Genomic DNA, 23,536 nt, shown 5'->3' with positions numbered 1-23,536 from the left:
TTTGTCAACGGTCTGAAAGAGCCGGATTTACCGGCTCTTTCTGCGTGTCGACAAACCCTCGCATTCAATTGTCAGGCCTGCTAAGTCGGTGTTCACGAATAGGAGAAGGATCGGCGACTAACCGTCCAGGCGTCCCGCCTGAACGACGCCGTCATTACCTCCTGTAAAAGTCCGTTCCGATGCTCGGCCTTCCTAGACTGCAAAGGTTGCGGGTCACGCTGAGCTTAAACGCTCTCCAAGCTTCTCTGTGAATTTTCTCAAATAATACTCATCTGTTTCATCGAAGCGGTTTTTAATCGGGCTGTCGATATCGAGTACTCCGATGATGTTCCCGTCAACTTCAAGCGGAACTACAATTTCGGATTGGGATGCCGCATCACACGCAATGTGTCCGGGGAATGCGTTCACATCTTCAACACGCTCGACCCGGCCGTTTGTATAAGCGGTGCCGCAGACGCCTTTCCCGAACGGGATTCTTACGCATGCAGGAAGTCCCTGGAACGGCCCCAGCACAAGCTCACCGTCTTTGGCAAAATAAAAGCCTGCCCAGTTGACGTCTTCCAATGATTGATACAAAAGAGCGGAGGCGTTTGCTGTATTGGCGATCATATCAGGTTCGCCTTCTGTCAGCGCATCGATTTGTTTGAGGAGAAGCTCGTATTTTTTTTCTTTGCTGCCTTCTGTTTTTTCGACATGAAACATTATATTTCCCTCGCTTTTTCTTTGAAATGGCAAAAACGTGCTTGCCGTGATGCTATTTGTCGAGCACTTTTTACAGGAACAACTCCGCTTGAAGTGGAATTGTTTTTAGTAAGAAGGGGTGAAACAAGATGGGATCAAACGCTATTTCAACCACAAAGGACAGGATCATCGAATCTGCCGTGGAGCTGTTCAACCAAAAAGGTTTTTCAGGAACATCCGTCCGCGAAATTGCCCGAGCAGCCAATGTCAATGTCGCCCACATCTCCTATTATTTTAATGGAAAAGGCGGTTTAATGGAGCATTTAGTATCCCGTTTTTATGAAGGCTATTTAAGAATTCTTGAAAAGGGTCATGAACGCCTTCAGGATGCAGGTGCAACGGATTGCCTTCTTCAATTGGTTTTTGATATTCTATCGTATCAGCATGAGCACCGTCAATTAACTCGGTTTGTCTATCGTGAAGTCACGATTGATTCCACACTGAATCGTGAAGTGATGTCGACATATTTAACAAAAGAAAAGTATATTCTCCATCTGATCATTGAAAAGGGAAAAGAGGATAACGAATTTTCCCGTTTTCCCCTTTCTCATTTTATGATTCAGCTGAAGTCGCTTTTAATGATGCCTTATCTGCAGCCCCAATATATTTCAGAAGTGCTTTATGTACAGCCGCACGAGCCGTACTTTTATCAGGCGTATTACAAGGAAGTCAAAACATGGCTTCTCAGTCTGTTGTACAGAGAGCGTCGTCAAGCCGCCGTTATTTAGCAAAGCGGTTCTCAAAATGTTCGTAACCAAATCCGGCATCCTGTGCTTGATGGGCGTCAGACCCAAAGACAAGCGGGATGTTTTTTTGTTCCGCTTCTTTTATCATCCATTCTTCCATATAGACGTTGCCTGCATAAGGCTTGCGGAGGCCGGCCGTATTAAAGTCAAGTTCGAGTCCACGTTTAGCGGCTTCATCCAGACAGGAGGAGACCAATTTTTTGACGCTTTCTGACATCTTATACGGAAACAGCTTCACAAATTTTTTCGCAAGCGTGATGTGGCCGATTCGATTTGGCTTAAATGCTCCCAGCGGTGATACAATGGAAGAATAGATTTCGTCATAATAGGCGAGATAGACCTGTTCTATGCTGCCGTAGCAGTCGATCAGCTGCTGAAACGCTTTTTCATCGTAGTCAAGACAGATGTAAGAAGATCCGGCCGGCAAAAAATGAACGGAAAGAATGCTGTCGTCAAGATATGTGCCGTACTGATCGAGAAAAGCTTTGGTTTCGTGTTCAAAAGCGCGGATATAATCGACTTCAAGACCGATCAAAATGTCGAGCTGTCCTTTGTATTCTTCCTTCAGTTCGGTCAGCTGTTCAATATAGCGGTCCAGCTCGCAGATCGGCATGGCGCTGTCTTTCTCCGGAGTCGGATCAATGAATGAAGGCGGAAGCGGCGCATGCTCAGTAAAGGATACAGATCGGAAGCCTTTTTTGCATAATTCTTCTATATAATATCTGAATTCGTCTTTTGATCCGTGCGGACAAAAGGGAGAATGAACATGACCGTCTCGTTTCAGCATGATGTCACCCCGTAAAAAAATAGTCAGATGTTGTCACTTTGATGTAAAAAAATTAAAAATTCTGCTCAAAAAATGTTGGTTACATGGTATCATAAGAACAATGAAAACGATAGTTTAACTTCATTTTTACATAACAATTTCAAATATCATACCCTGACAGAACAGATAAACAGCAAGGGGGCTCATTATGGAGTTTGTCATTGGCTTACTGGCGTTATTTTTAATCTTATTCGCTACGGGCTACTTATTCAGAAAAAATATATATAAAGAGATCGACCGTTTAGAAGCTTGGAAAATCGAAATCATGAACCGTTCGATCGTGGAAGAAATGTCAAAAATCAAGCATCTGAAAATGACGGGGCAGACTGAGGAATTCTTTGAAAGGTGGCGCCGGGAATGGGATGAAATCGTCACCTCGCATATGCCCAAGGTCGAAGAGCTTCTGTTTGAAGCCGAGGATTGCGCTGACAAATACCGTTTTCAAAAATCGAAACAGGTGCTTGCGCATATTGAAAATCTTTTATCAGCGGCTGAATCCAACATTGAAGACATCTTAAAGGAAATCGCCGATCTTGTCTCAAGCGAAGAGCAGAACCGCAAAGAAATCGAAGAGGTAAAAGAACGGTATACAAAAGTGCGGAAAAACCTCTTGGCATACAGCCACCTGTACGGAGACCTCTATGCGAAAATTGAAGCCGACCTCGATACCGTGTGGGAAGGCATTAAACAGTTTGAAGAGGAAACAGAAGGCGGAAATTATATAGAAGCCAGGAAGGTGCTGCTCGCCCAAGACCGTTTGCTTGAAGAGCTTCAATCATACATAGACGATGTGCCGAAACTGCTTGCAAGCTGCAAGCAGACCGTTCCGCAGGAACTCGCCAAATTGAAAGCCGGCTATCAGGAAATGATCGATAAAGGGTATAAGCTCGATCATATTCAAGTGGAGAAGGAGCTCGAAAACCTTTTGAAAGAATTGAAGCGCGCTGAAGATGCACTTTTGGGCGAGCTTGATTTAGAAGAAGCCGCCGCCATCGTGCAGATGATTGATGAAACGATCCAGACGCTGTATAACCAGCTGGAGCATGAAGTCGAAGCGGGGCAGGAAATTTTCGGTAAAGTGCCTGAGCTTGCCGCTGCATTGGAAAAGCTTGAAGCCTCCAAAAAGGATACCGAAGCTGAAACCGAGCTCGTCAAAAAAGGCTACAGACTGACAACCGGCGAACTGGAGAAGCAGCAGTCATATGAAAAGCGCCTCGAAATGGTCGAAAAGCAGTTCGAACAAGTGAGAGAAAGGCTTGATCAGAAACATGTCGCCTACTCGCTGTTAAAAGAAGAGCTTGCCGATATCGAAAAGCAGATGGAAGCCGCTCAACGGGAGCATGACGAATACAGGGACATGCTGCAAACACTGAGAAAAGAAGAGCTTCAGGCAAGAGAGCTACTCAAGCAATTGAAGCAGACGATCAAAGATACGGCGCGGAGCCTGGAGAAAAGCAATGTACCAGGCATTCCGGAGACCATAACCGAACAGATCCGACAGTCGCAGACGACGGTGCAGAAAGTGACAGAACAGCTGAATGAGCTGCCGCTGAACATGGATGCGGTGAACGAACGTCTTCAAGAGGCGGAACAGCTTGTCACGGAAGTGAAAACAAAGACGGATGATCTGGTTGAAATGGTTTTGCTGATCGAACGCATCATTCAATACGGCAACCGCTTCAGAAGTCAGGACCGGATCCTTTCCGAACAGCTGAAAGAAGCAGAAAACTGCTTTTACGCATATCAGTATGAAGAGGCTTACGACATTGCCGCCAGAGCGGTCGAAAAAGCGTCGCCTGGAGCAGTGGCCCGGCTTGAAGCGGACGCGAAGCAGCCTGAATAAAGCAAAAACCCGGCACGTATTTTCACGTGCCGGGTTTTTTGTATAAAGCTGCAATGAAAGATAAAAAACAGCCCTGTTTCTGAACAGGGCTGTTTTTGCAAAGATCAGCTGACTTTCTTTAATTTGTCATTCGGCGAAGCGATAAAAAATGTCACAATGTAACCGATCACTGCGCCAATAACAGCCGGAACGACCCAGCCTACACCCATGCTGAACAGCGGGATATTCGCTTTTAAGATATCGTTAACCGGACCCAGCGGGATTTTCGCCGCGTTTAATCCGTCGATGATGCTCAGAATTCCCGTCGGGATAAGGGCGCCGATATAGACCTCGCGCCGTTCATCAAACAGCTTGTCAATGAATGAGAGCAAAACGACGACGATCGCAAGCGGATAAATCGCCGACAGAATCGGTACGGAAAACGAGATGATTTCTGTCAGTCCGAAATTGGCAATCACAAGGCTGAAAAGCGTCACAATGATGACAACAGCTTTGTAAGAGAGCTTCGGAATCAGCTTTGAAAAATACTCTCCACAAGAAGAAACGAGTCCGACGCTCGTCGTCAGACAGGCGAACAAGATCGCGATGCCGAGCACGGCATTTCCAAGCGAGCCGAACAAATACGCGGAAGCTTTGGACAATATTTCGCCGCCGTTGTCGAGCGAACCGACGGTTTCAACGCTTGTCGCTCCTAAATAAGCGAGAGAAACATAAACGAGTCCGAGACCGACTGCAGCGACTATTCCCGCTTTGATGCATGAAGCGGCGATTGACTTTGGATTTGTGACGCCGCGGTCTTTAATCGCCGTAATGACGACAATTCCAAATACGATTGAAGCGATCGCATCCATCGTTTTGTACCCTTCTAAAAATCCGACAAACAGAGGAGTGGATTGATAGGCTTCTGACACAGATCCGATGCTGCCCATCGGGGTGATAAACGCTTTGATGACTAATATTGCGATTACAGTCAATAATATCGGTGTTAAAATTTTACCGATACGGTCAACAAGTTTGCTTGGGTTTAAAGCCAAGAAATAAGTGATCCCGAAAAATATCAGGGTAAAGATAAACAGATAAAGACTTGATGAATGTTTTCCTAAAAACGGCTCAACCGCTATGACGTATGAAACGTTTCCTGTCCTCGGAATGGCAAACAAAGGTCCGATCGTTAAATAAATGCTGACGATTAATATCGTGCCGAAGACCGGATGGGCTTTGTCAGCTAGGCCTTTTGCACTCCCTTTTAGAGCAACTGCGATGACGCCTAGCAACGGAAGGCCGACGCCTGTCAGCAGGAATCCGATGATAGCCGGCCAGACATTCTCTCCGGCAGCTTGACCTAGCTGGGGAGGAAAAATCATATTTCCCGCTCCGAAAAAGAGGGCGAACAGCATAAGCCCAATCGCCGTCGTTTCCTTAGCGGATAGTGAAGTTTTCATTAAAAAGAACCTCCTGATGGTTTTGTTTAAATTTTCTGTCAATTTATTTTCGTGATATAATATGACAAAAGTCCAAAGACTATTATATTTTAAAAATCAGAGAAGTCAAACATTTATTTTTAATTTTCAATTACAAGTTGATATGATAACATATACAGTCATGAAAAAGAACGTTCATTTTTAAAGGAGTAGATCATGATTTATCTTGATAATAGTTCAACAACAAAACCATATCCTGAATTATTACAAATTTATGAACAAGTAAATCAGCGCTTCTTCGGCAATCCGTCGTCACTGCACCGCCACGGTATTGAAGCGGATCAATTGCTTTCTGAAGCGCGGAAACAGATCAAAACGGCGCTTTCGCTAAAAAATCATGATATCGTGTTTACGTCCGGCGCTTCAGAAGCCAATAACATGGCCCTTAAAGGCATTGCTTTGGCACATGCGCAAAAAGGAAAGCATATCATTGCTTCCTCCATTGAACACCCGTCTGTGACGGAATCCTTGGAGCAGCTGAAGACGGCCTTCGGCTTTGAGGTTACATATCTTCCTGTCGACGGCCGCGGATTTGTTTCGCTTGAAGACTTGAAACAAGCGTTCCGCAAAGACACGATTCTGGTGAGCATCATGCACGTCAACAATGAAACAGGCGTCATCCAGCCTGTGGAAGACATCGGCAAAATCGTGAAAGAAAACACAAGGGCATACTTTCACGTTGATCACGTTCAGGGCATTAACAAGGTTCCGCTGGACATCTCCGGTGCAGACATTGACCTTTGTACGATATCGGGCCACAAGTTTCACGGCTTAAAAGGAACAGGGGCGCTCATTCTGAACGAACGGATCTCGCTTTTTCCTTTGATTTCTGGAGGAGAACAGCAGAACAACAGGCGTGCCGGAACTGAAAATACCGCCGGCGCCGTTACGCTTGCAAAAGCGATCAATATGTCAAAACAGGATTATAACCATAATATAGAAGAAATAAAGGCGGCAAAATCGGCTTTTATCAAGGAGCTAAAAGAGCTAAAAGGTGTTATATTAAATACGCCGGAAGAAAACAGCGCGCCGCATATCATCAATTTTTCCGTGCCGGGATTGAAGGCTGAGGTCCTTTTGCATATGCTAGAAGAGCGGGATATTTTCGTATCGACGACATCAGCATGCTCTTCAAAACAGCATAAGCCGAGCAAGGTGCTTTTAGCAATGGGAAAAGGTGAAGATGCAGCCGCAAGCAGCATCAGAATCAGCATGACGTACCGGGATAATCAGGAGCTTGTCGGCCCGTTTATGACGGCCTTAAAAGAAAGTTTACACAAACTAAAAGGAATTATGAGGTAGAGGCACAATGAAAGAGGACTACATTTTAATCAGATTTGGCGAAATTTCAACAAAAGGAAAGAACAGAAAGCTTTTTGTCGATCGCCTGAAAAGAAATATCAAAATGGTCTTGCGCGATTTCCGCAAGGTCCGTTATGAATCAACACGCGACAGAATGACGCTCGTATTAAACGGAGAAGACGCGGAAGCTGTAATGGCCCGTCTGAAACACGTTTTCGGCATCCAATCGTTCAGTCTTGCCGTGAAGTGCCGGACAGATCTGGAAAGCATTAAAGAGACAGCGCTCGCGTCTGTTCAAGAACAATACAAGCCCGGAGATACCTTTAAAGTATCGACGAAAAGGGCTTATAAGCAGTTTGAATTAAACACAAATGAGATGAATGCCGAAATCGGCGGACACATTTTGCGCAACACCGATGATCTTACCGTTGACGTTCATTCCCCGGACATCCATTTGCGGATCGAAATTCGGGAAGATGCCACGTATTTGACATTCCGGGATGAAAAAGGTGCGGGCGGACTGCCGGTCGGAAGCGGAGGAAAAGCGATGCTTATGATATCCGGCGGAATCGACAGCCCTGTTGCCGGGTTCTATGCCATGAAGCGCGGGCTCGAAATCGAAGCTGTTCACTTTTTCAGCCCGCCATATACAAGCGAGCGGGCCAAGCAAAAAGTGATCGATCTCACTAAGCGGCTTACAGCTTTTGGCGGAGACATCAAGCTTCATATCGTTCCGTTTACAAAAACCCAAGAGCTCATTCAAAAGCAGATTCCCGAGAACTATTCCATGACGGCGACGAGAAGACTGATGTTGCAGATCGCCGACAAACTGCGCGAACGCCATAACGCGCTTGCGATCTTTACAGGGGAAAGCCTCGGCCAGGTGGCAAGCCAGACGCTTGAAAGCATGTATGCCATCAACGCGGTCACGAGCACGCCGGTTTTGCGCCCTCTAATCGGCATGGATAAGACGGAAATCATCGAAAAAGCGAAGGAAATCGATACGTACGATATCAGCATACGTCCGTACGAAGACTGCTGCACGATCTTTACGCCTTCTGCGCCGAAAACGCGTCCGAAAAAAGAAAAAATCGAACACTTTGAAAGCTACACAGATTTCGAACTGCTCATCAACGAAGCTGTGGAAAACACGGAAACGATTGTTTTGAGCAGCAAAGCGGACACGAAAGATCAATTTGCGGACTTTTTCTAAAGGAATTCATTAAAATGCCTTTGTCTGTTTTTGCATACAATTACCAAACATTCTTTGTATGAAGTCATGTGTTTTTACACAATCTATACTCACAAGGAGGTGAGAACACATGGCTCAAAACAACAGACAAAGCAGTTCTAACCAACTATTGGTTCCTGGTGCTGCTCAAGCTATCGACCAAATGAAATTCGAAATCGCTTCTGAATTTGGCGTTAACCTTGGAGCAGAAACTACTTCTCGTGCAAACGGTTCAGTTGGAGGAGAAATCACTAAGCGTTTAGTTTCTTTCGCTCAACAGCAAATGGGTGGAACACAACAATAATTAAAATTAAAAAGCAATGGATAATGGGTGGGGTTAATCCCCACTCTTTTTTATGTTCTGCAAAATAGGCATTTCGGAATACAATTGTATGAAAGGATTATGTATAATAAAAAGATGGCACAAGACAAGGAGATGGAAGGGTTGAGAAGAGAAGATTTGATTGCGCCGGAAACGTATAATGCGGTTGATGAAATTGAAAAATTTAAATCTTCCCGCGATAAAACCGCATTGATCTGGGAAGATGAATCAGGGCGTCAAGTGTCATGGACCTATGAAAAACTAATTGAAAAGGCTTACAAAATCGGCAGCATATTGACCCGTTCTGGACTGAAAAAAGGTGACAAGCTTATTGTGATGATGCCGCGGATACCGGAGACGTATGCCGTATACATGGCCATTTTAAAAGCTGGAATGGTGGTCATCCCATGTTCCGAAATGCTCCGGGCGAAAGACTTGGATTACAGGATCAAGCATGCCGGCGTCAAAGGAGCCGTCGTATATTCAGCATTTCTTGGTGCTTTTCTAGATGTTCATTCAAAAGATGAACTGTCGTTATTTGCCGTCGGAGAAAGCAGTGAAGGGTGGATCAACCTGCTCGAAGAAATGGATCAGGCCGTTGTGACGGATTTTCAAGCGGCTGATACCTCACGCGATGACATCGCATTTTTATCTTACACATCCGGCACGACCGGTCAGCCAAAAGGAGTTGTACATACACACGGCTGGGCTTATGCTCACTTAAGAACGACAGCTTCCGCATGGCTTGATATTTCGGAAGGGGATCTCGTCTGGGCGACAGCAGGGCCGGGCTGGCAAAAATGGGTGTGGAGCCCGTTTTTAGCAGTGCTCGGCAGTGGCGCAACAGGCTTTATCTATCATGGAAAATTCACGCCGGAAACGTATTTGCGGCTGATTGAGCGCCATCAAGTCAATGTGCTGTGCTGTACGCCGACAGAGTATCGGTTCATGGCGAAAGTCAATGATTTGTCCCGCTTTGACCTGTCTTCTCTGCACAGCGCTGTTTCGGCCGGGGAGCCGTTGAACAGGGAAGTCATTGATACATTTAAAAAGCATTTTCATATTGCTGTGAGGGACGGATACGGACAAACGGAAAGCACGCTGTTGGTGGGGATCTTAAAAGGAATGAAAATCAAGCCTGGAAGCATGGGGAAACCGACGCCTGGAAACTTGGTTGATATTATAGACGGGAATGGAAAGAGCTGTCCGCCGGGCGTAACGGGCGATATCGCCGTCCACTTAAGCACGCCGGCTCTCTTTAAAGAATATTACAAAGATCAAGAACGAACCCTCCGCCAAAGAAGAGGGGATTACTTTATAACAGGGGATAAGGCGCGAAAGGATGAAGACGGCTATTTCTGGTTTGAAAGCCGCAATGACGATGTGATCATCAGCTCAGGGTATACAATTGGCCCGTTTGAAGTTGAAGATGCGCTGATCAAGCATCCTGAGGTCAAAGAATGTGCTGTTGTGGCAAGCCCTGATGAAATCAGGGGATCGATCGTGAAAGCATATGTTGTCCTAAAGGACCGATCTCGCGGGAATGAACACCTGACAAAGGAATTACAAAATCATGTGAAAGCCATGACGGCCCCTTATAAATACCCCCGGGAGATAGAATTCATCGAAGAACTGCCGAAAACGCCTTCGGCGAAAATCAAGCGCTTTGAACTAAGACAACGGGAAATCGCACTTAAAACGAAAGCTGAATAACCACAGAAGAGGGGGGAATATCCGTTGGGGCATGACTCACTCCGAAACATCGAGAAGGAAATCGCGCTTTTAGTCCGTCTGACGACGGCCTACAGTCCGCGGTTTGGGAGTCTGGACCGCTCGGAATATCTGCTGTTAAGCGAGCTTGATAAGCAAAGTCCTCTTGCCATCAACTCGCTGGCTGAAACTTTAATGCTGAATCTTTCGACAGCAAGCAGACAGGTTTCAGCTTTGGAACGGAAAAAGCTCATCAGGCGTTTTCCTGACCCTAACAACGGCCGGATCAGCCTTGTGGAAATGACTTCGGAGGGCATTGATACTCTGAAAAAAGTGCAAAAGGCCCGCTATCATGTATACACGGAGGTTCTTCAAGATTGGACAAAAGAAGAACTGAACACGTTGGAAACTCATTTGATCAGACTGAATCAGGATTTTAAAAAGTGGAGCAAATAATTGGCTAAAGGCTGTTGGTCAGACGATCATCAGCCTTTTTCTTTTGAATCAGTTGATTTATTGAAAGAAGGATGTATAATATAACTTGCATAATACAACTTGTAATATGAAATATATTAACCGAAAGGAGGAGCACTTTTGAGTCAATCCGATGTGACGATTCAAAGCTCTAAAAAAATGGGCATTCCGAAATATTTGATCATTTCGGTTTTAACGATACTGGCTATTGGGCCGCAATATTTTCTCAATCTTTCCTATACGCTGAGCCAAGCCGTCATTCAAAACGGACTTCATTTGTCACCGGACGATATGCGAATTCCGTCTATTTTGACAAACCTTGCTTTTGCTCTCGGTGTTCCGCTTGGACGTATATTTTCAAGGAGATTCGGGATTCGGAACAGCTACCTGACCCTCATCACTTTATTTTTATGCGGTTCACTGATTGATGCATTTTCAACAGGCTTGATTTCGCTTCTTATCGGAAGGGTGACACAGGGATTAAGCGCCGGGATGTTATTTTTGACGATTCTTCCTGTTAAATTGATTTCGTTTCCCAACAAGGTCAGCAATTTGTTTTTGTTTTTCGTTATTAGCGGATTGTTCGGCGCCTCTGCCGTCGGGGCGGTTTTTGGTTCCCTGTCATTGAGCGCGGATGCATGGCGCTGGGTGTTTATATTAAATATTTGTTCGCCTGTCCTTTGCCTTGTGATCGGCTTCTTTTCTTTGCCGAAACAAGCAGTGGATGAACGGGAGCATCATTCGATTGATAAGACGGGTGTATTTATGCTCTCATTGCTCATGATTGTGTTGGCGGTGCCGCTTATCAATTTGCAGAAGACGGGTGTTCACTCTTTTTATGTGTGGCCGTTCTTTTTGGCCGGATTCATCATTTTGGCGTTGTTTGTCATCACAGACTTGCGCGCCCGGGAACCTCTTGTGCCGTTTCGTTCGCTGTGGTCCGCAAAAGCTGTTTCCGGGACAGTCATGGCCGTTGCTTCGCACATTGCACTCATTGTTTCTCTTGCCGGGATAAACGGATTTTTGGAAAACATTGCAGATGCTTCTTTTGAAAGCATGACACGCTTTTATATGTGCTTTTTCGCAGGGATTTTAGCTACAGCCGTGCTCAGCACGCTTTTGTATGATCATTTTGGCGCCGGATTGCTCGGCTGTATCGGCGCTTTGGAAATGATCATCGTCGGTATGGAATGGAGATCGGTTCAACCCGGTGTTTCGATGGAGTCGTTATATCTTCATGCTGTTTTACTGGGCAGCGGCGTCAGCATGGTATTGGTATCGGGAGCGCTGGGCACGGCGCTTGCCGGAGATATTCACCAAGCTTCAAAACGCTCGGTTTCGCTTCATTTTATCCGCAATTTCGCCGGTGCCTGGGCTGCACCGGTGATCGGCTGGTTTGCTTCAATGAAGAATGCAGTGCACTACGAGACGATAAGGGGACATATCAGTGAAGCTGATCCTGAAATTCAGCTGGAATTGTCAAACATGATTCGTGATTTTGTCAGCAGCGGGCTTTCTCTTGGGGATGCGAAAAACATGGCGGCCTATACGATTGTTGCGAATGCCAGAAAAGCTTCAGCCCTTGGCGCATATCACGATTTGTTTACGATACTGCTCTGGCTAAGCGTGATCATGCTTGCGGCTTCAATTGGAAAGGCAGCGACCGGAAAGGGAAGATCGCTCGTTCAGAAGCGCCTTCACCTGCCCGACCCTTCAGCAAGTCAACAAAAGGAGATAGGATAAACATGAGTAAAGGACGTTTGATGATCATCAATATGATTGGTATTATCGCAACTTTAGCGCTTGTCGCTGTATGCGGATATTACTATTATCAAAATGAACATTATGTCACGACAGATGAAGCAAAGGTTTCCGCAAATATGACAAAAATAACGGCGCCTGCTTCCGGAAAATTAAGCGGCTGGGATGTAAAAGAAGGCGACCATATATCAGACGGCGACAGGCTCGGAAAAATATCCGACGGTCAGCAGTCGGTAGCTGTTAAAGCCATTTCTGACGGAACACTCGTCAAAAATACAGCCGTCAATCATAAAATCGTAAATGCGGGGGACGTCATCGGCCAAACTGCCGATATGGATAGCCTTTATATTACGGCTCAGATTAAAGAAACGGAATTACGCGATCTCGAAAAAGGCGACAAAGTGGACATCACAGTCGACGGGGACCCTGATGCAACGTTTGAAGGGAAGGTCGAAGAGATCGGATATGTGACAAATACGGTATTTTCAATGCTCCCGGAAATGAAGACAAGCGGAGACTATACGAAAGTCACCGAGAAAGTTCAAGTCAAGATTTCGATTCAAAATCCGTCCGCCAAAGTGCTGCCCGGCATGAATGCGGAAGTGAAAATTTCGTTATAAGCACCCGCAAAAAAGAGCAGGATGATCATCCTGCTCTTTTTAAATGAAAAGGTTTTCAAAATTATAGAAATGTGCGCCTTACTTTTTCCCAGAATGAATTGTCTTTTAATTTAATGGTTTTGATCATCTTGCCGGAGAGGCTGACTTCGACTTCTTTCACATGCATCGTACTGAAGGCTTCGTTATCAAGGCCGATGATCGGATAGTCGTTCCCGTCTTGGACGATTTTTAATGTCAGCTTTCGATCGGCGCTTAAAATAAATGGCGAGCCGAGCGTTCTGTATGTGTTGTTGTTCAATGAAGCAAGCTCTGTCACCTGTATGCATGGAAGCAGCGGATCAACGATTGCCCCTTCAACCGATTTGTTATAAGCGGTGCTTCCGGTCGGAGTGGACACGATCATTCCGTCCCCCCGGAATGTTTCAAAATGAAGATCATCAATATAGACGTCCATCACAAATGTTTTAATAATGCTTGAACGAATGGATACTTCATTCAGACATTGAAAGCTGGTCCCGTCAACGGTTACATCGATCAGAGGATATTTTCTGACCTCGATTTGCTCAGAGTTTGTCGCTTCAATCATTTTATCGGTATCATGTATATTAAAATCCGCATACAAATGAGCTTTCCCCTTTTTTGCCACGCCTACGTACAGGCAGTCATCCCTGAAATTCGTCTTTCGAACCGCCTGCAAAAATGTCCCGTCGCCGCCGATGCTTGCGATAATATTGGCTTCATTGTGGTGGTGAACGACGCGAAATCCGTGTTCTTCGGCAAGCTGCTTCAGTTTTTTGCACTGCTCGTCGGTTTCTTCGCTTTTCTTGTAAAAGAAATAAATGTTTCGGCGGTCTGTCACAATCATTCTCCCCTTTGTCTGTTAAGTTTAGATTTTTCTGCCATCTAACATCTATGTTAAAATGACCTGTGACCCTTAGTTTACCATGTCCAAAAACTTCTTGTATATGAAGCGGCATCATAATGAACTTTTTCTCTTCATATACGTACTAAGACATGCAGCTTTTTTTATTCAAAGGAGGAGAACAGACAAAATGAATGCGAAAAGATGGATCGCACTTGTCATCGCGCTGGGCGTTTTTGCGTTATCTGCGGTGGTGAGCCTTTTGCTAGCAGTATTTGACACGATGGGGAATGACGGAAAGATGCAGTTTGGCCTCAATGACACCCAGGAAGAAACGGTGCTTGAACAAGGAAACAGCTCAAGAAAAATCGCCGTTCTTGAAGTGAACGGAACGATTTCTGACAATGGCGGCGCTTCAGGCCTGTTCAGCTCTGAAGGCTATAACCACAGATCGTTTTTGCAAATGCTTGAAAAAGCAAAAGACGATTCTGCGGTAAAGGGCATTGTTCTGCGCGTCAATTCTCCGGGTGGCGGAGTATACGAGAGCGCTGAAATACATAAGAAGCTTGAAGAGATCAAAAAAGATACGAAAAAACCGATTTACGTATCGATGGGCTCGATGGCTGCGTCTGGAGGTTATTACATTTCAACGCCTGCCGACAAAATCTTTGCAGCGCCGGACACGCTGACGGGTTCACTCGGGGTCATTATGGAAAGCCTTAACTACAGCAAGCTTGCAGAGAAGCTTGGATTGAAAACGGAAACGATTAAAAGCGGTGAGTTTAAGGATATCATGTCACCGACGCGCGATATGACGAAAAAAGAAAGAGAAATCATGCAGTCAATGGTCGATGACGCGTACGAAGGATTTGTCGATGTCATAGCTGAAGGGCGTAACATGTCCGAAAATGACGTGAAAAAAATTGCCGACGGGCGTGTCTATGACGGCCGCCAGGCGAAACAGAACCATCTCATTGATGAACTCGGCTACTATGAAGATGCGCTCAAAGCGATGAAAAAAGACCACAAAAACCTTGCCGGCGCATCTGTTGTCAGCTATGAAGAATCAGCCGGACTTGCGTCGCTGTTTTCGATGACTGCAAATAAGATGTTTAAAAGCGAAGCTGATTTCTTAAACATTAAAGAAGCGATTTCTCAATCCGGCGCACCGAGACTGATGTATTTATACGCCAAATAGGAGGGGACCGAAAAAATGGATGTGACTTATGATGGAAAGGATCATAATGAATTATCGCCGGACGCCGGCGTTTCCAGGGAAGAATCGGCCCCGCATGTAGAGCATGCCTATGCCGGTTTTTGGATCAGGCTGTTTGCTTTTCTGCTCGACGGGATTGTTGTCGGCAGCATCAACCACTTAGCGGTTTCACCTGTTTTCAGCCTGTTGAATCTCCCTAAAGAATCAGGGTTTTTCACCTTTTCGCTTTATTCTTTTGTGACGGCGGCAGTATTTTTTGCTTACTTTGTCCTGATGACGAAGTATTTCGGACAGACGTTGGGCAAGATGGTATTCGGACTGAAGGTCGTGTCGCTTGTCCCGGAAAAAGGGCTGACATGGGATGTGATCTTGTTTAGGGAGTTGATCGGCCGCTATATCAACAGTTTGTATATTACGTATCTCGTTTCTGCGTTTTCGCCAAAGAAACAAGGGATTCACGATTTCTTTGCGGACACTGCGGTTATCCATGAAAAACTGTATCGAAAAAAAGACTGAGTGTTTCAAACCCGGCTGCTAAAAGACAGCCGGGTTTTTTGCTGCCTGTGAATCGGCGGAATTCCGGCTATGTTTATTTTTCCAGTTTTCTTCCTATAATGCTTAGTATAAGAGGAAGTGAAATCATGATTTACATATGGATTGCGGGAGTTTTCATTCTTTTAGCAGCGTTGATGATGATGAAAATCCGCGTAGCGATCGAATATCTTCATTCAGACGATAACGACCAGCTGACCGTCAAAGTTCAAACAGCTTTTGGCCTTCTGCGCATCAAAAAAGAGATTCCTGTGATTAAAATCAACCAGGAGGATATGACCGTTGATGTGAAAGAACAGACGAATTCGGCTCAGAAAAAAGATAAAAAGAGGAGGAAAATCGGCTATCGGGAAGTGTTCGATAATACGAAGCAAATCAAAAAATTGGTGGAGCAGGTCATCAATATGCAGCCAATCATCCGCCGGTTTATGAAGCGGATTCACGTCACGAAGCTTGAATGGATCTCGGTTCTCGGCTTTCCTGACGCCGCTTTAACCGGAATCGTCACGGGAGGCGCCTGGTCTTTGAAAGCCGGCACGATGGCTCTCTTACATCAGCTTTTTTGCTTTGACAGCCAGCCGGAATACGAGGTGATTCCAGCCTTTAACAGTCGTTCCTCCAAAACACATCTGACATGTATATTCCATTTCCGGGTTGGACATGCTATAACCGCAGCTTTCAGAATCGTGATGAACTGGAAAGGGAAAATGCGCGGCTTATTTAAGCTGCCAAAAAATCTGTCAGGTTCAACAAAGAATGATTCATCAGTATAGGAGGAATAGAATATGGCTGAACATCCAATTCAAGGTTTGATGAAAACCGCGATGGAAAATTTAAAAGAAATGATCGATGTCAATACCATTATCGGAGATCCTGTAGAAACACCTGACGGCAGCGTCATCCTAACCGTCTCCAGAGTGGGGTTCGGTTTTGCAGCTGGCGGGAGTGAGTTCGGCGGAAATAAACCGGCCGAATCAAAAGCGAGCGATGGAGATCGCGAACGAAAAGAACCGAAGCTCCCGTTTGGCGGGGGAAGCGGGGGAGGCGTATCGATTACGCCGATTGCTTTTTTGATTGTCGGATCATCAGGCGTTAAAATCCTGCATTTGGATGAAAACACGCACGTCATCGATAAGATTTTAGACTCAGCTCCGCAAACGATCGAACGGATTCAGCATATGTTTAAGAAAAACGATAAGCAGAAGCAAAATATGAATGGTCAAAACCAGACGCCTCCATTTTAAAAGCTTTGGCTTTCCGGTAACAGAGCCACAAAAGTTAACTGTTCCTGCAGCAGTTAACTTTTTTTGTCTAGGGCCGGACTTAAGCTTTGCAGTTTGTCCTAAACTCTTTTATAGTAGAGTCATACATAAATGAAGGAGGAATGATGATGGCTTCAATTACATTTAAAGGAAACCCGGTGACACTGGTGGGTTCAGAAGTGAAAGTCGGAGACCAGGCGCCTGATTTCACGGTTTTATCCAATTCGCTTGAGGAAGTCACACTTCAAGACATCAAAGGCCAACCGGCGGTTATTTCGGTGATTCCGTCTATCGATACAGGTGTTTGTGATGCACAGACCCGCCGCTTTAACGAAGAAGCCGCAGGCCTCGGTTCAGTGAAAGTGTATACGATCAGCGCTGATCTGCCGTTTGCACAGGCGCGCTGGTGCGGAGCAAACGGAATTGAAAATGTGGAAACATTGTCAGATCACAGGGAGATGTCTTTTGGGGAAGCATTCGGGGTTTACATTAAAGAATTGAGATTGCTTGCCCGCGCCGTATTTGTATTAGATGAAAACGGAAAAGTCGTCTACACTGAATACGTCAGCGAAGCGACAAACCATCCGGACTACGACAAAGCCATCGAAGCTGCCAAATTACTCGTTAAGTAAATTCAACTCAACTCATAAAAGGGCTCCAGGTGATCATCTTGCCGGAGCTCTTTTCATGGCTTTGATTTTTTGATAAGGAGAGACATCATCATGCAAAACTATCCAGTCGAAACGATTTATGAATGGCTTGACAAAGGAGCGGAAGTCATCGCTCGCGACCGGCAGATCCCTTATATAGAAGGATTGGCGGAAGCCGGAGAGGCATTCTTTACAGGTTCTGCGGACCGCGGTCTTTCCGAAAAAGCCGAACAGAAGGTGAAAGATCTGATCGATCGTGCACGCTTTTCAGAATGCAGCCATGAGGCGATACGGAAAGCCTTCCAGCTTGCCATACTGAAAGGCCAGAAAGATATTCCCCATCCGAACAGGCAGATGACACCCGATACGATCGGTTTATTTATCGGATATCTTGTGAACAAATTTATGGGACCCAAAAAAGGATTGACGCTGTTTGATCCGGCGGTCGGCACTGGAAACCTGCTGCTTGCCGTCTTGAACCAGCTGGCTGAGGAAGCGGGAAAAGCGTTCGGCTCTGAGATTGATGACGTCCTGATCAAGCTCGCCTATGTCCAGGCAAACCTGCAGGAAAAGGAAATCGAGCTTTTTAACCAGGACAGCCTGCAGCCGATTTTTATGGAACCTGCCGATGCGGTCATCTGCGATCTTCCCGTCGGCTATTATCCTGATGACGAAAGTGCGCGCGCTTTCGAATTAAAGGCAGATGAAGGCCACTCTTTTTCACACCATTTGTTTATTGAACAAAGCTTGAGCTATACAAAACCGGGCGGCTATTTATTTTTTATGATTCCAAACCAATTGTTTGAAAGCAGCCAAAGCGAAAAGCTGCGCACCTTTTTAAAGGACAATGCGCATATGAATGCAGTGCTTCAGCTTCCGCTGTCCATTTTCAAAGATGAAGCACACGCAAAGAGCATTTTGGTTTTACAAAAGCATGGTGAACAGGCGAAAGCGCCTAAACAGGTCTTGCTCGCGCAAGTTCCGTCATTCGCCAATCAGGATGCGATGCTGAACATGACAGCCAAACTTGACAACTGGTTCAAGGCTGAAAAAAGATAAGCAGATCAGAGAAGATATATTCTCTGATCTATTTTTATATTCAGAAAATAATAATTTCTTTGTGAAAGCGTTAACATGTCGGATCGCGACTTGAAATGCACTCTTTTGAGTGTTTAAATGAGAAAGGCAGATATTTTTTGAATTTACTAAGAACGATTTTATACATATTTTTTATGATCCGGGTTGAACATAATGTCACCGGACTATAGGTAAAAAGGAGCGTCATTTTATGTCCAAAATTATTGCAATCAATGCTGGAAGCTCATCACTAAAATTTCAACTGTTCGAAATGCCCAGCGAAAAAGTATTAACAAAAGGCCTTGTTGAGCGAATCGGGCTGGATAACGGCATCTTCACGATTTCCGTCAACGACGAAAAAAAGACTGAAACAACGGATATTCCGGATCATTCCGTTGCCGTAAAAATGCTGCTGGATAAACTGACAAAATTCGGCATTATCAAAGATTTAAATGAAATCGACGGAATCGGACACCGCGTCGTACACGGCGGAGAAAAGTTCAGCGACTCTGTTTTATTGACGGATGATATGATCCATGAGATCGAAGAGATTTCAGAACTTGCACCGCTTCATAATCCGGCCAATATTGTCGGAATTAAAGCGTTTAAAGAAGTTCTTCCGAATGTTCCTGCCGTGGCCGTTTTTGATACGGCATTCCATCAAACGATGCCGGAACAATCTTATCTATACAGTCTGCCATATGAATATTATGAGAAATTCGGCATCCGTAAATACGGTTTCCATGGCACATCTCATAAATATGTGACTGAACGTGCGGCAGAGTTGCTTGGCCGTCCGATTGAAGAACTTCGCCTGATTTCCTGCCACCTTGGAAACGGAGCAAGCATCGCAGCTGTTGAAGGCGGCAAATCAATCGATACATCAATGGGCTTCACACCGCTTGCAGGTGTAGCGATGGGTACTCGTTCAGGAAACATCGATCCTGCGCTTATCCCGTTCATTATGGAAAAAACGGGTCAAACAGCTGACGAAGTCCTGAACACGCTCAATAAAAAGAGCGGCCTTTTAGGTATTTCTGGATTCTCAAGCGATTTGCGCGATATCGTTGAAGCAACTAAAGAAGGCAATGAGCGTGCAGAAACAGCCCTTGAAGTATTCGCAAGTAGAATTCATAAATACATCGGTTCTTATGCAGCGAGAATGAGCGGAGTAGACGCGATCATTTTCACTGCCGGCATCGGGGAAAACAGCGTCGAAGTCAGAGAGCGCGTGCTGCATGGTTTGGAATTCATGGGTGTCTATTGGGACCCTGCGTTGAATAATGTCCGCGGACAAGAAGCGTTTATCAGCTATCCGCATTCACCTGTGAAAGTCATCGTCATCCCGACGAATGAAGAAGTGATGATTGCAAGAGACGTCGTCAGACTGGCTCACTAAAAATAAAAAAACAGCCTTCTCTTTACAAGGAGGGCTGTTTTTTTATGCATCTTCCCCTTTATAATGAAAAAAGACTGTATAAAGGAGGCTGTATAGCCATGAGCGTTGAAGAGCATAAAAAAGAAGCGCCTGACCGCGTCAACTGCAAAGTCATTACCGTCAGCGATACAAGAACGGAAGACACAGATAAAAGCGGCCGGCTCATGAAAGAGTTTTTAGCGGAAGCCGGTCATGAGATCGTTTCTTATGAGATTGTAAAGGACGAAAAGGAAATGATTCAAAAAGCTGTGCTGGAAGGCTGTCTCGATAACCGGATCGATGCCATCCTATTAAACGGAGGGACGGGCATTGCCTCAAGAGATGTAACAATCGAGTCGATCGTTCCTCTTTTTTCGAAAGAAATTCCGGGGTTCGGAGAGATATTCCGCATGCTGAGTTATACCGAGGATATCGGGGCGGCTGCGATCCTCTCAAGGGCTGCAGCAGGTGTTATTCAAAACAAAGCCGTGTTTGCAACACCCGGTTCAAGCGGTGCCGTAAAGCTTGCAATGTCAAAGCTGATTGTGCCTGAGCTTGCCCATGTCATCAGAGAACTGAGAAAAGATATGAAAAAGTAAGGCGGAAAGCCCTCCGGCCGAACGCTGAATATGCACTGAACTTCATTCATAAAAAATGAATGAAGTTTTTTTTATAAAAAGGTTGAAAAAACCAGACTTCCTTGTTAAAGTGTATACATATTAAATGTATTTTTATTAAATAAAACTTATTTTTATACAAAAAGAGCACCGAGATGAGAGGAGTTTTTCAAAATGACGCAAAAGAAAAAAGTGGTTTTAGCATATTCAGGAGGACTTGATACTTCTGTCGCGATAAAGTGGCTGCAGGAACAGGGATATGATGTAGTGGCCTGCTGCCTTGACGTCGGGGAGGGAAAGGACCTCGCATTTGTTCAGCAAAAAGCGCTTCAAGTCGGGGCCTCTAATTCATATGTTATCGATGCAAAAGAAGAATTTGCGAAAGAGTTTGCGCTGACCGCCCTCCAGGCTCATACGCTTTATGAAGGAAAGTACCCGCTCGTATCAGCCCTGTCCAGACCGCTGATCGCCAAAAAGCTCGTCGAAGTGGCTGAGAAAGAAAACGCGCAAGCCGTGGCTCACGGCTGCACAGGCAAAGGAAATGACCAAGTGCGCTTCGAGGTGTCCATTAAATCGCTCAATCCGGATTTGGAGGTGCTGGCACCTGTGCGCGAATGGAAATGGTCGCGCGACGAAGAGATCGCGTATGCAGAAAAGCACGGCATTCCGATTCCGATCAATCTTGACAGCCCGTATTCCATCGACCAGAACCTGTGGGGCAGAAGCAATGAATGCGGAGTCCTGGAAGATCCATGGGCGGCGCCTCCAGAAGGGGCTTATGATTTGACGAAGCCGCTTGAAAAAACACCGGATACCCCTGATGTGATCGAAATCGCTTTTGAAGAAGGCGTTCCGGTATCCATTGACGGCGCTCACTACCCGCTGTCAGACTTGATTTTAAAGCTGAATGAACTGGCAGGCGCGCATGGAGTGGGGCGCATCGACCATGTTGAAAACCGCCTTGTCGGCATCAAATCACGTGAAGTGTACGAATGCCCGGGTGCGATGACTTTGATTAAGGCGCACAAAGAGCTTGAAGATTTGACATTAGTAAAAGAAGTGGCGCATTTCAAACCTCTGATCGAACAAAAAATGGCTGAAGTGATCTATAACGGCCTGTGGTTTTCTCCGCTTAAAGACGCGCTTTCCGGTTTCCTGAAAGAAACGCAGAAACATGTCACAGGCGTCGTCCGCGTCAAACTGTTCAAAGGCCATGCGATCGTTGAAGGGCGTAAATCCGAATACTCTCTGTATGATGAAAAACTGGCGACGTATACAAAAGACGATGCATTTGATCATCACGCTGCCGTCGGTTTTATCGAGCTGTGGGGACTGCCGACGAAAGTAAACAGCATCGTCCAAAAAAAGGAGCAGATTAAAGCATGAAAAAGCTGTGGGGAGGCCGGTTCCAAAAAACACCGGAAAAATGGGTCGATGAGTTCGGCGCATCGATCCACTTTGACAAAACGCTCGTGAAAGAAGATATCGCAGGGTCTCTCGCTCATGCTTCCATGCTTGAAAAATGCGGCATTTTAACCGAAGCAGAAGCGGTCAAAATAAAAGAAGGCCTGACATCTCTTTTGCATAAAGCTGAAAAAAACGAACTCGATTTTTCAGTCGATTACGAAGATATTCACCTCAACCTTGAAAAAATGCTCATTGACGAAATCGGACCTCTCGGCGGAAAGCTTCATACGGCCAGAAGCCGAAACGACCAGGTAGCGACGGATATGCACCTGTATTTAAAAGGGCACACTGAGCACATCATCGGGCTGATTACGGCTTTTCAACACGTACTTATCGAAAAAGCGGAAGAACACGTGGAGACGATACTGCCGGGATACACCCATTTGCAGCGGGCCCAGCCGATCTCGTTCGCGCACCATTTGCTGGCTTACTTCTGGATGCTGGAGCGCGATAAAGAACGCTATCATGATTCATTCAAGCGGATTAACAAGTCTCCTCTCGGATGCGGGGCGCTCGCCGGAACGACATTTCCGATCGACCGTGAATATTCCGCAGGCTTGCTCGGCTTTGATTCGATATATGAAAACAGCTTGGACGGCGTCAGCGACAGGGATTTCATCCTTGAATTTTTAAGCGCGAGCAGCATTCTGATGATGCATCTGTCAAGATTCTCCGAAGAAATCATTCTTTGGTGCTCACAGGAATTTAAATTCATTGAGCTTGATGACACCTATGCTACGGGAAGCAGCATGATGCCGCAAAAGAAAAACCCGGACATGGCGGAGCTCATCCGCGGGAAAACCGGACGCGTATACGGTGATCTGATCGGCCTCCTGACGTTGATGAAAGGGCTCCCGTTAGCATACAATAAAGATTTGCAGGAAGACAAAGAAGGTATGTTTGATACTGTGAAAACGGTCGAAGGCAGCCTTGAGATTTTTGCCGGCATGATTAAAACGATGACAGTGAACAAAAATATGATGAAAAAAGCAACGGAGCAGGATTTTTCAAATGCAACTGAACTTGCCGACTACCTGGCGAAAAAGGGCATGCCGTTCAGAGAGGCGCACGAAGTCGTCGGAAAACTTGTCTACACCTGTATCGAAAAAGGCATTTATCTCAGCGGCCTGCCGTTTGAAGAGTTCAAAAAGGCAAGCGGGCTGTTTGAAGAAGACGTCTACATCGTGCTCGACCCGCACCATGCCGTCGAAAAAAGAATGAGTGAAGGCGGGACGGGATTCAAAAAAGTAGAAGAAGCCATTCAAAAGGCGAAGCATTGTTTGAACAATTTTTAACACTTCCCGATTCGATTCATAACTGTGCGGCTTCATACGCAAAATATATTTGTGAATCGAAAAG

Annotated in this window: 23 protein-coding genes; 19 read left to right on the top strand and 4 right to left on the bottom strand. The window is 45.6% G+C overall.

All coding sequences use genetic code 11. The annotated features are described in order from the left end of the window. Window positions 1-213: 213 nt before the first annotated feature. A complete protein-coding gene (locus BTA31_RS16750) occupies window positions 214-702 on the bottom strand; it encodes a GAF domain-containing protein (RefSeq protein WP_043928644.1) in 489 nt (162 codons plus the stop codon). 128 nt (window positions 703-830) lie between these two features. Here BTA31_RS16750 and refZ point away from each other — a divergent pair, with 128 nt between their 5' ends. Next, window positions 831-1,469 (top strand): forespore capture DNA-binding protein RefZ, encoded by a 639-nt coding sequence (gene refZ / locus BTA31_RS16745; protein ID WP_043928645.1) that lies wholly within the window; start codon window positions 831-833, stop codon window positions 1,467-1,469. Here refZ and hisJ read toward each other — a convergent pair. Beyond that, window positions 1,462-2,274 (bottom strand): histidinol-phosphatase HisJ, encoded by an 813-nt coding sequence (gene hisJ / locus BTA31_RS16740; RefSeq protein ID WP_076793228.1) that lies wholly within the window; start codon window positions 2,272-2,274, stop codon window positions 1,462-1,464. The genes refZ and hisJ overlap by 8 nt on opposite strands. A 187-nt stretch (window positions 2,275-2,461) precedes the next feature. Between hisJ and ezrA the strand changes: the two genes are divergently transcribed. Next, window positions 2,462-4,156, top strand: a complete 1,695-nt coding sequence (ezrA, locus tag BTA31_RS16735) for a septation ring formation regulator EzrA (protein WP_076793227.1) — start codon at window positions 2,462-2,464, stop codon at window positions 4,154-4,156. Window positions 4,157-4,260: 104 nt separating this feature from the next. On the opposite strand, the gene brnQ is transcribed toward ezrA, so the two are convergent. Further along, complete coding sequence (brnQ, locus tag BTA31_RS16730) at window positions 4,261-5,598, bottom strand: branched-chain amino acid transport system II carrier protein (RefSeq protein WP_076793226.1); 1,338 nt, start codon at window positions 5,596-5,598, stop codon at window positions 4,261-4,263. Window positions 5,599-5,793: 195 nt separating this feature from the next. Here brnQ and BTA31_RS16725 point away from each other — a divergent pair, with 195 nt between their 5' ends. The 7 genes from BTA31_RS16725 (at window position 5,794) to BTA31_RS16695 (ending at window position 13,057) form a co-directional block, all read left to right on the top strand. Then, window positions 5,794-6,939: a cysteine desulfurase family protein gene (locus BTA31_RS16725; RefSeq protein WP_076793225.1), complete on the top strand. Its 1,146-nt coding sequence runs from the start codon at window positions 5,794-5,796 to the stop codon at window positions 6,937-6,939. Window positions 6,940-6,946: 7 nt separating this feature from the next. After that, window positions 6,947-8,152 (top strand): tRNA uracil 4-sulfurtransferase ThiI, encoded by a 1,206-nt coding sequence (gene thiI / locus BTA31_RS16720; RefSeq protein ID WP_076793224.1) that lies wholly within the window; start codon window positions 6,947-6,949, stop codon window positions 8,150-8,152. A gap of 109 nt (window positions 8,153-8,261) precedes the next feature. After that, on the top strand, window positions 8,262-8,474 hold the full coding sequence (locus tag BTA31_RS16715; protein WP_003184396.1) for an alpha/beta-type small acid-soluble spore protein: 213 nt from the start codon (window positions 8,262-8,264) through the stop codon (window positions 8,472-8,474). A 132-nt stretch (window positions 8,475-8,606) separates the two neighbouring features. Continuing rightward, window positions 8,607-10,205, top strand: a complete 1,599-nt coding sequence (gene mbcS / locus BTA31_RS16710; RefSeq protein ID WP_076793233.1) for an acyl-CoA synthetase MbcS — start codon at window positions 8,607-8,609, stop codon at window positions 10,203-10,205. A 24-nt stretch (window positions 10,206-10,229) separates the two neighbouring features. Further along, a complete protein-coding gene (locus BTA31_RS16705; protein ID WP_043928650.1) occupies window positions 10,230-10,658 on the top strand; it encodes a MarR family winged helix-turn-helix transcriptional regulator in 429 nt (142 codons plus the stop codon). Between the two features lie 138 nt (window positions 10,659-10,796). Next, complete coding sequence (locus tag BTA31_RS16700) at window positions 10,797-12,419, top strand: MFS transporter (protein ID WP_076793223.1); 1,623 nt, start codon at window positions 10,797-10,799, stop codon at window positions 12,417-12,419. 2 nt (window positions 12,420-12,421) lie between these two features. Continuing rightward, complete coding sequence (locus BTA31_RS16695; RefSeq protein WP_076793222.1) at window positions 12,422-13,057, top strand: HlyD family secretion protein; 636 nt, start codon at window positions 12,422-12,424, stop codon at window positions 13,055-13,057. A 61-nt stretch (window positions 13,058-13,118) separates the two neighbouring features. Here the strand turns inward: BTA31_RS16695 and BTA31_RS16690 are convergent, their stop codons facing one another. Continuing rightward, window positions 13,119-13,916, bottom strand: a complete 798-nt coding sequence (locus tag BTA31_RS16690; RefSeq protein ID WP_043928653.1) for an NAD kinase — start codon at window positions 13,914-13,916, stop codon at window positions 13,119-13,121. A gap of 193 nt (window positions 13,917-14,109) precedes the next feature. Between BTA31_RS16690 and sppA the strand changes: the two genes are divergently transcribed. The 10 genes from sppA (at window position 14,110) to argH (ending at window position 23,472) form a co-directional block, all read left to right on the top strand. Beyond that, window positions 14,110-15,117 (top strand): signal peptide peptidase SppA, encoded by a 1,008-nt coding sequence (gene sppA / locus BTA31_RS16685; protein ID WP_076793221.1) that lies wholly within the window; start codon window positions 14,110-14,112, stop codon window positions 15,115-15,117. A gap of 15 nt (window positions 15,118-15,132) precedes the next feature. Further along, window positions 15,133-15,651 (top strand): RDD family protein, encoded by a 519-nt coding sequence (locus BTA31_RS16680; RefSeq protein WP_076793220.1) that lies wholly within the window; start codon window positions 15,133-15,135, stop codon window positions 15,649-15,651. 125 nt (window positions 15,652-15,776) lie between these two features. Beyond that, the gene (locus BTA31_RS16675; RefSeq protein ID WP_076793219.1) at window positions 15,777-16,460 is read left to right on the top strand and encodes a DUF2953 domain-containing protein; all 684 of its coding nucleotides are present in this window, start codon (window positions 15,777-15,779) and stop codon (window positions 16,458-16,460) included. Window positions 16,461-16,472: 12 nt separating this feature from the next. Further along, entirely contained in the window at window positions 16,473-16,931 is a 459-nt protein-coding gene (ytfJ, locus tag BTA31_RS16670; protein ID WP_043928658.1) for a GerW family sporulation protein, read from the top strand. Between the two features lie 146 nt (window positions 16,932-17,077). Next, on the top strand, window positions 17,078-17,581 hold the full coding sequence (tpx, locus tag BTA31_RS16665; RefSeq protein ID WP_076793218.1) for a thiol peroxidase: 504 nt from the start codon (window positions 17,078-17,080) through the stop codon (window positions 17,579-17,581). A 90-nt stretch (window positions 17,582-17,671) separates the two neighbouring features. Next, window positions 17,672-18,658 carry a class I SAM-dependent methyltransferase gene (locus tag BTA31_RS16660; RefSeq protein ID WP_043928660.1) on the top strand — a complete coding sequence of 329 codons (987 nt, stop codon included), beginning with the start codon at window positions 17,672-17,674 and terminating at the stop codon, window positions 18,656-18,658. 229 nt (window positions 18,659-18,887) lie between these two features. Continuing rightward, the gene (locus BTA31_RS16655; RefSeq protein WP_043928661.1) at window positions 18,888-20,075 is read left to right on the top strand and encodes an acetate kinase; all 1,188 of its coding nucleotides are present in this window, start codon (window positions 18,888-18,890) and stop codon (window positions 20,073-20,075) included. Between the two features lie 98 nt (window positions 20,076-20,173). Continuing rightward, window positions 20,174-20,692 (top strand): MogA/MoaB family molybdenum cofactor biosynthesis protein, encoded by a 519-nt coding sequence (locus tag BTA31_RS16650; protein WP_076793232.1) that lies wholly within the window; start codon window positions 20,174-20,176, stop codon window positions 20,690-20,692. 192 nt (window positions 20,693-20,884) lie between these two features. Continuing rightward, on the top strand, window positions 20,885-22,096 hold the full coding sequence (locus BTA31_RS16645; protein WP_075751951.1) for an argininosuccinate synthase: 1,212 nt from the start codon (window positions 20,885-20,887) through the stop codon (window positions 22,094-22,096). Then, a complete protein-coding gene (gene argH, locus BTA31_RS16640; RefSeq protein ID WP_043928663.1) occupies window positions 22,093-23,472 on the top strand; it encodes an argininosuccinate lyase in 1,380 nt (459 codons plus the stop codon). Before BTA31_RS16645 ends, argH begins: the two co-directional genes overlap by 4 nt. Window positions 23,473-23,536 lie beyond the last annotated feature (64 nt).

The sequence above is a fragment of the Bacillus haynesii genome, assembly GCF_001969855.1.
GTDB lineage: Bacteria > Bacillota > Bacilli > Bacillales > Bacillaceae > Bacillus > Bacillus haynesii.
Note: the sequence above shows the minus strand (reverse complement) of the source record. Positions and strands in the feature narration are given on the sequence as shown.

Excerpts from the sequence above, each read along its gene's own strand:
- ezrA (WP_076793227.1), top strand. The coding sequence starts at position 2,462 with ATGGAGTTTGTCATTGGCTTACTGGCGTTATTTTTAATCTTATTCGCT.
- BTA31_RS16650 (WP_076793232.1), top strand. The coding sequence starts at position 20,174 with ATGAGCGTTGAAGAGCATAAAAAAGAAGCGCCTGACCGCGTCAACTGC.
- mbcS (WP_076793233.1), top strand. The coding sequence starts at position 8,607 with ATGGAAGGGTTGAGAAGAGAAGATTTGATTGCGCCGGAAACGTATAAT.
- BTA31_RS16750 (WP_043928644.1), bottom strand. The coding sequence starts at position 702 with ATGTTTCATGTCGAAAAAACAGAAGGCAGCAAAGAAAAAAAATACGAG.
- BTA31_RS16680 (WP_076793220.1), top strand. The coding sequence starts at position 15,133 with ATGGATGTGACTTATGATGGAAAGGATCATAATGAATTATCGCCGGAC.
- BTA31_RS16675 (WP_076793219.1), top strand. The coding sequence starts at position 15,777 with ATGATTTACATATGGATTGCGGGAGTTTTCATTCTTTTAGCAGCGTTG.
- sppA (WP_076793221.1), top strand. The coding sequence starts at position 14,110 with ATGAATGCGAAAAGATGGATCGCACTTGTCATCGCGCTGGGCGTTTTT.
- hisJ (WP_076793228.1), bottom strand. The coding sequence starts at position 2,274 with ATGCTGAAACGAGACGGTCATGTTCATTCTCCCTTTTGTCCGCACGGA.
- BTA31_RS16695 (WP_076793222.1), top strand. The coding sequence starts at position 12,422 with ATGAGTAAAGGACGTTTGATGATCATCAATATGATTGGTATTATCGCA.
- argH (WP_043928663.1), top strand. The coding sequence starts at position 22,093 with ATGAAAAAGCTGTGGGGAGGCCGGTTCCAAAAAACACCGGAAAAATGG.
- BTA31_RS16715 (WP_003184396.1), top strand. The coding sequence starts at position 8,262 with ATGGCTCAAAACAACAGACAAAGCAGTTCTAACCAACTATTGGTTCCT.
- ytfJ (WP_043928658.1), top strand. The coding sequence starts at position 16,473 with ATGGCTGAACATCCAATTCAAGGTTTGATGAAAACCGCGATGGAAAAT.
- BTA31_RS16660 (WP_043928660.1), top strand. The coding sequence starts at position 17,672 with ATGCAAAACTATCCAGTCGAAACGATTTATGAATGGCTTGACAAAGGA.
- brnQ (WP_076793226.1), bottom strand. The coding sequence starts at position 5,598 with ATGAAAACTTCACTATCCGCTAAGGAAACGACGGCGATTGGGCTTATG.
- thiI (WP_076793224.1), top strand. The coding sequence starts at position 6,947 with ATGAAAGAGGACTACATTTTAATCAGATTTGGCGAAATTTCAACAAAA.
- BTA31_RS16725 (WP_076793225.1), top strand. The coding sequence starts at position 5,794 with ATGATTTATCTTGATAATAGTTCAACAACAAAACCATATCCTGAATTA.
- refZ (WP_043928645.1), top strand. The coding sequence starts at position 831 with ATGGGATCAAACGCTATTTCAACCACAAAGGACAGGATCATCGAATCT.
- BTA31_RS16645 (WP_075751951.1), top strand. The coding sequence starts at position 20,885 with ATGACGCAAAAGAAAAAAGTGGTTTTAGCATATTCAGGAGGACTTGAT.
- tpx (WP_076793218.1), top strand. The coding sequence starts at position 17,078 with ATGGCTTCAATTACATTTAAAGGAAACCCGGTGACACTGGTGGGTTCA.
- BTA31_RS16655 (WP_043928661.1), top strand. The coding sequence starts at position 18,888 with ATGTCCAAAATTATTGCAATCAATGCTGGAAGCTCATCACTAAAATTT.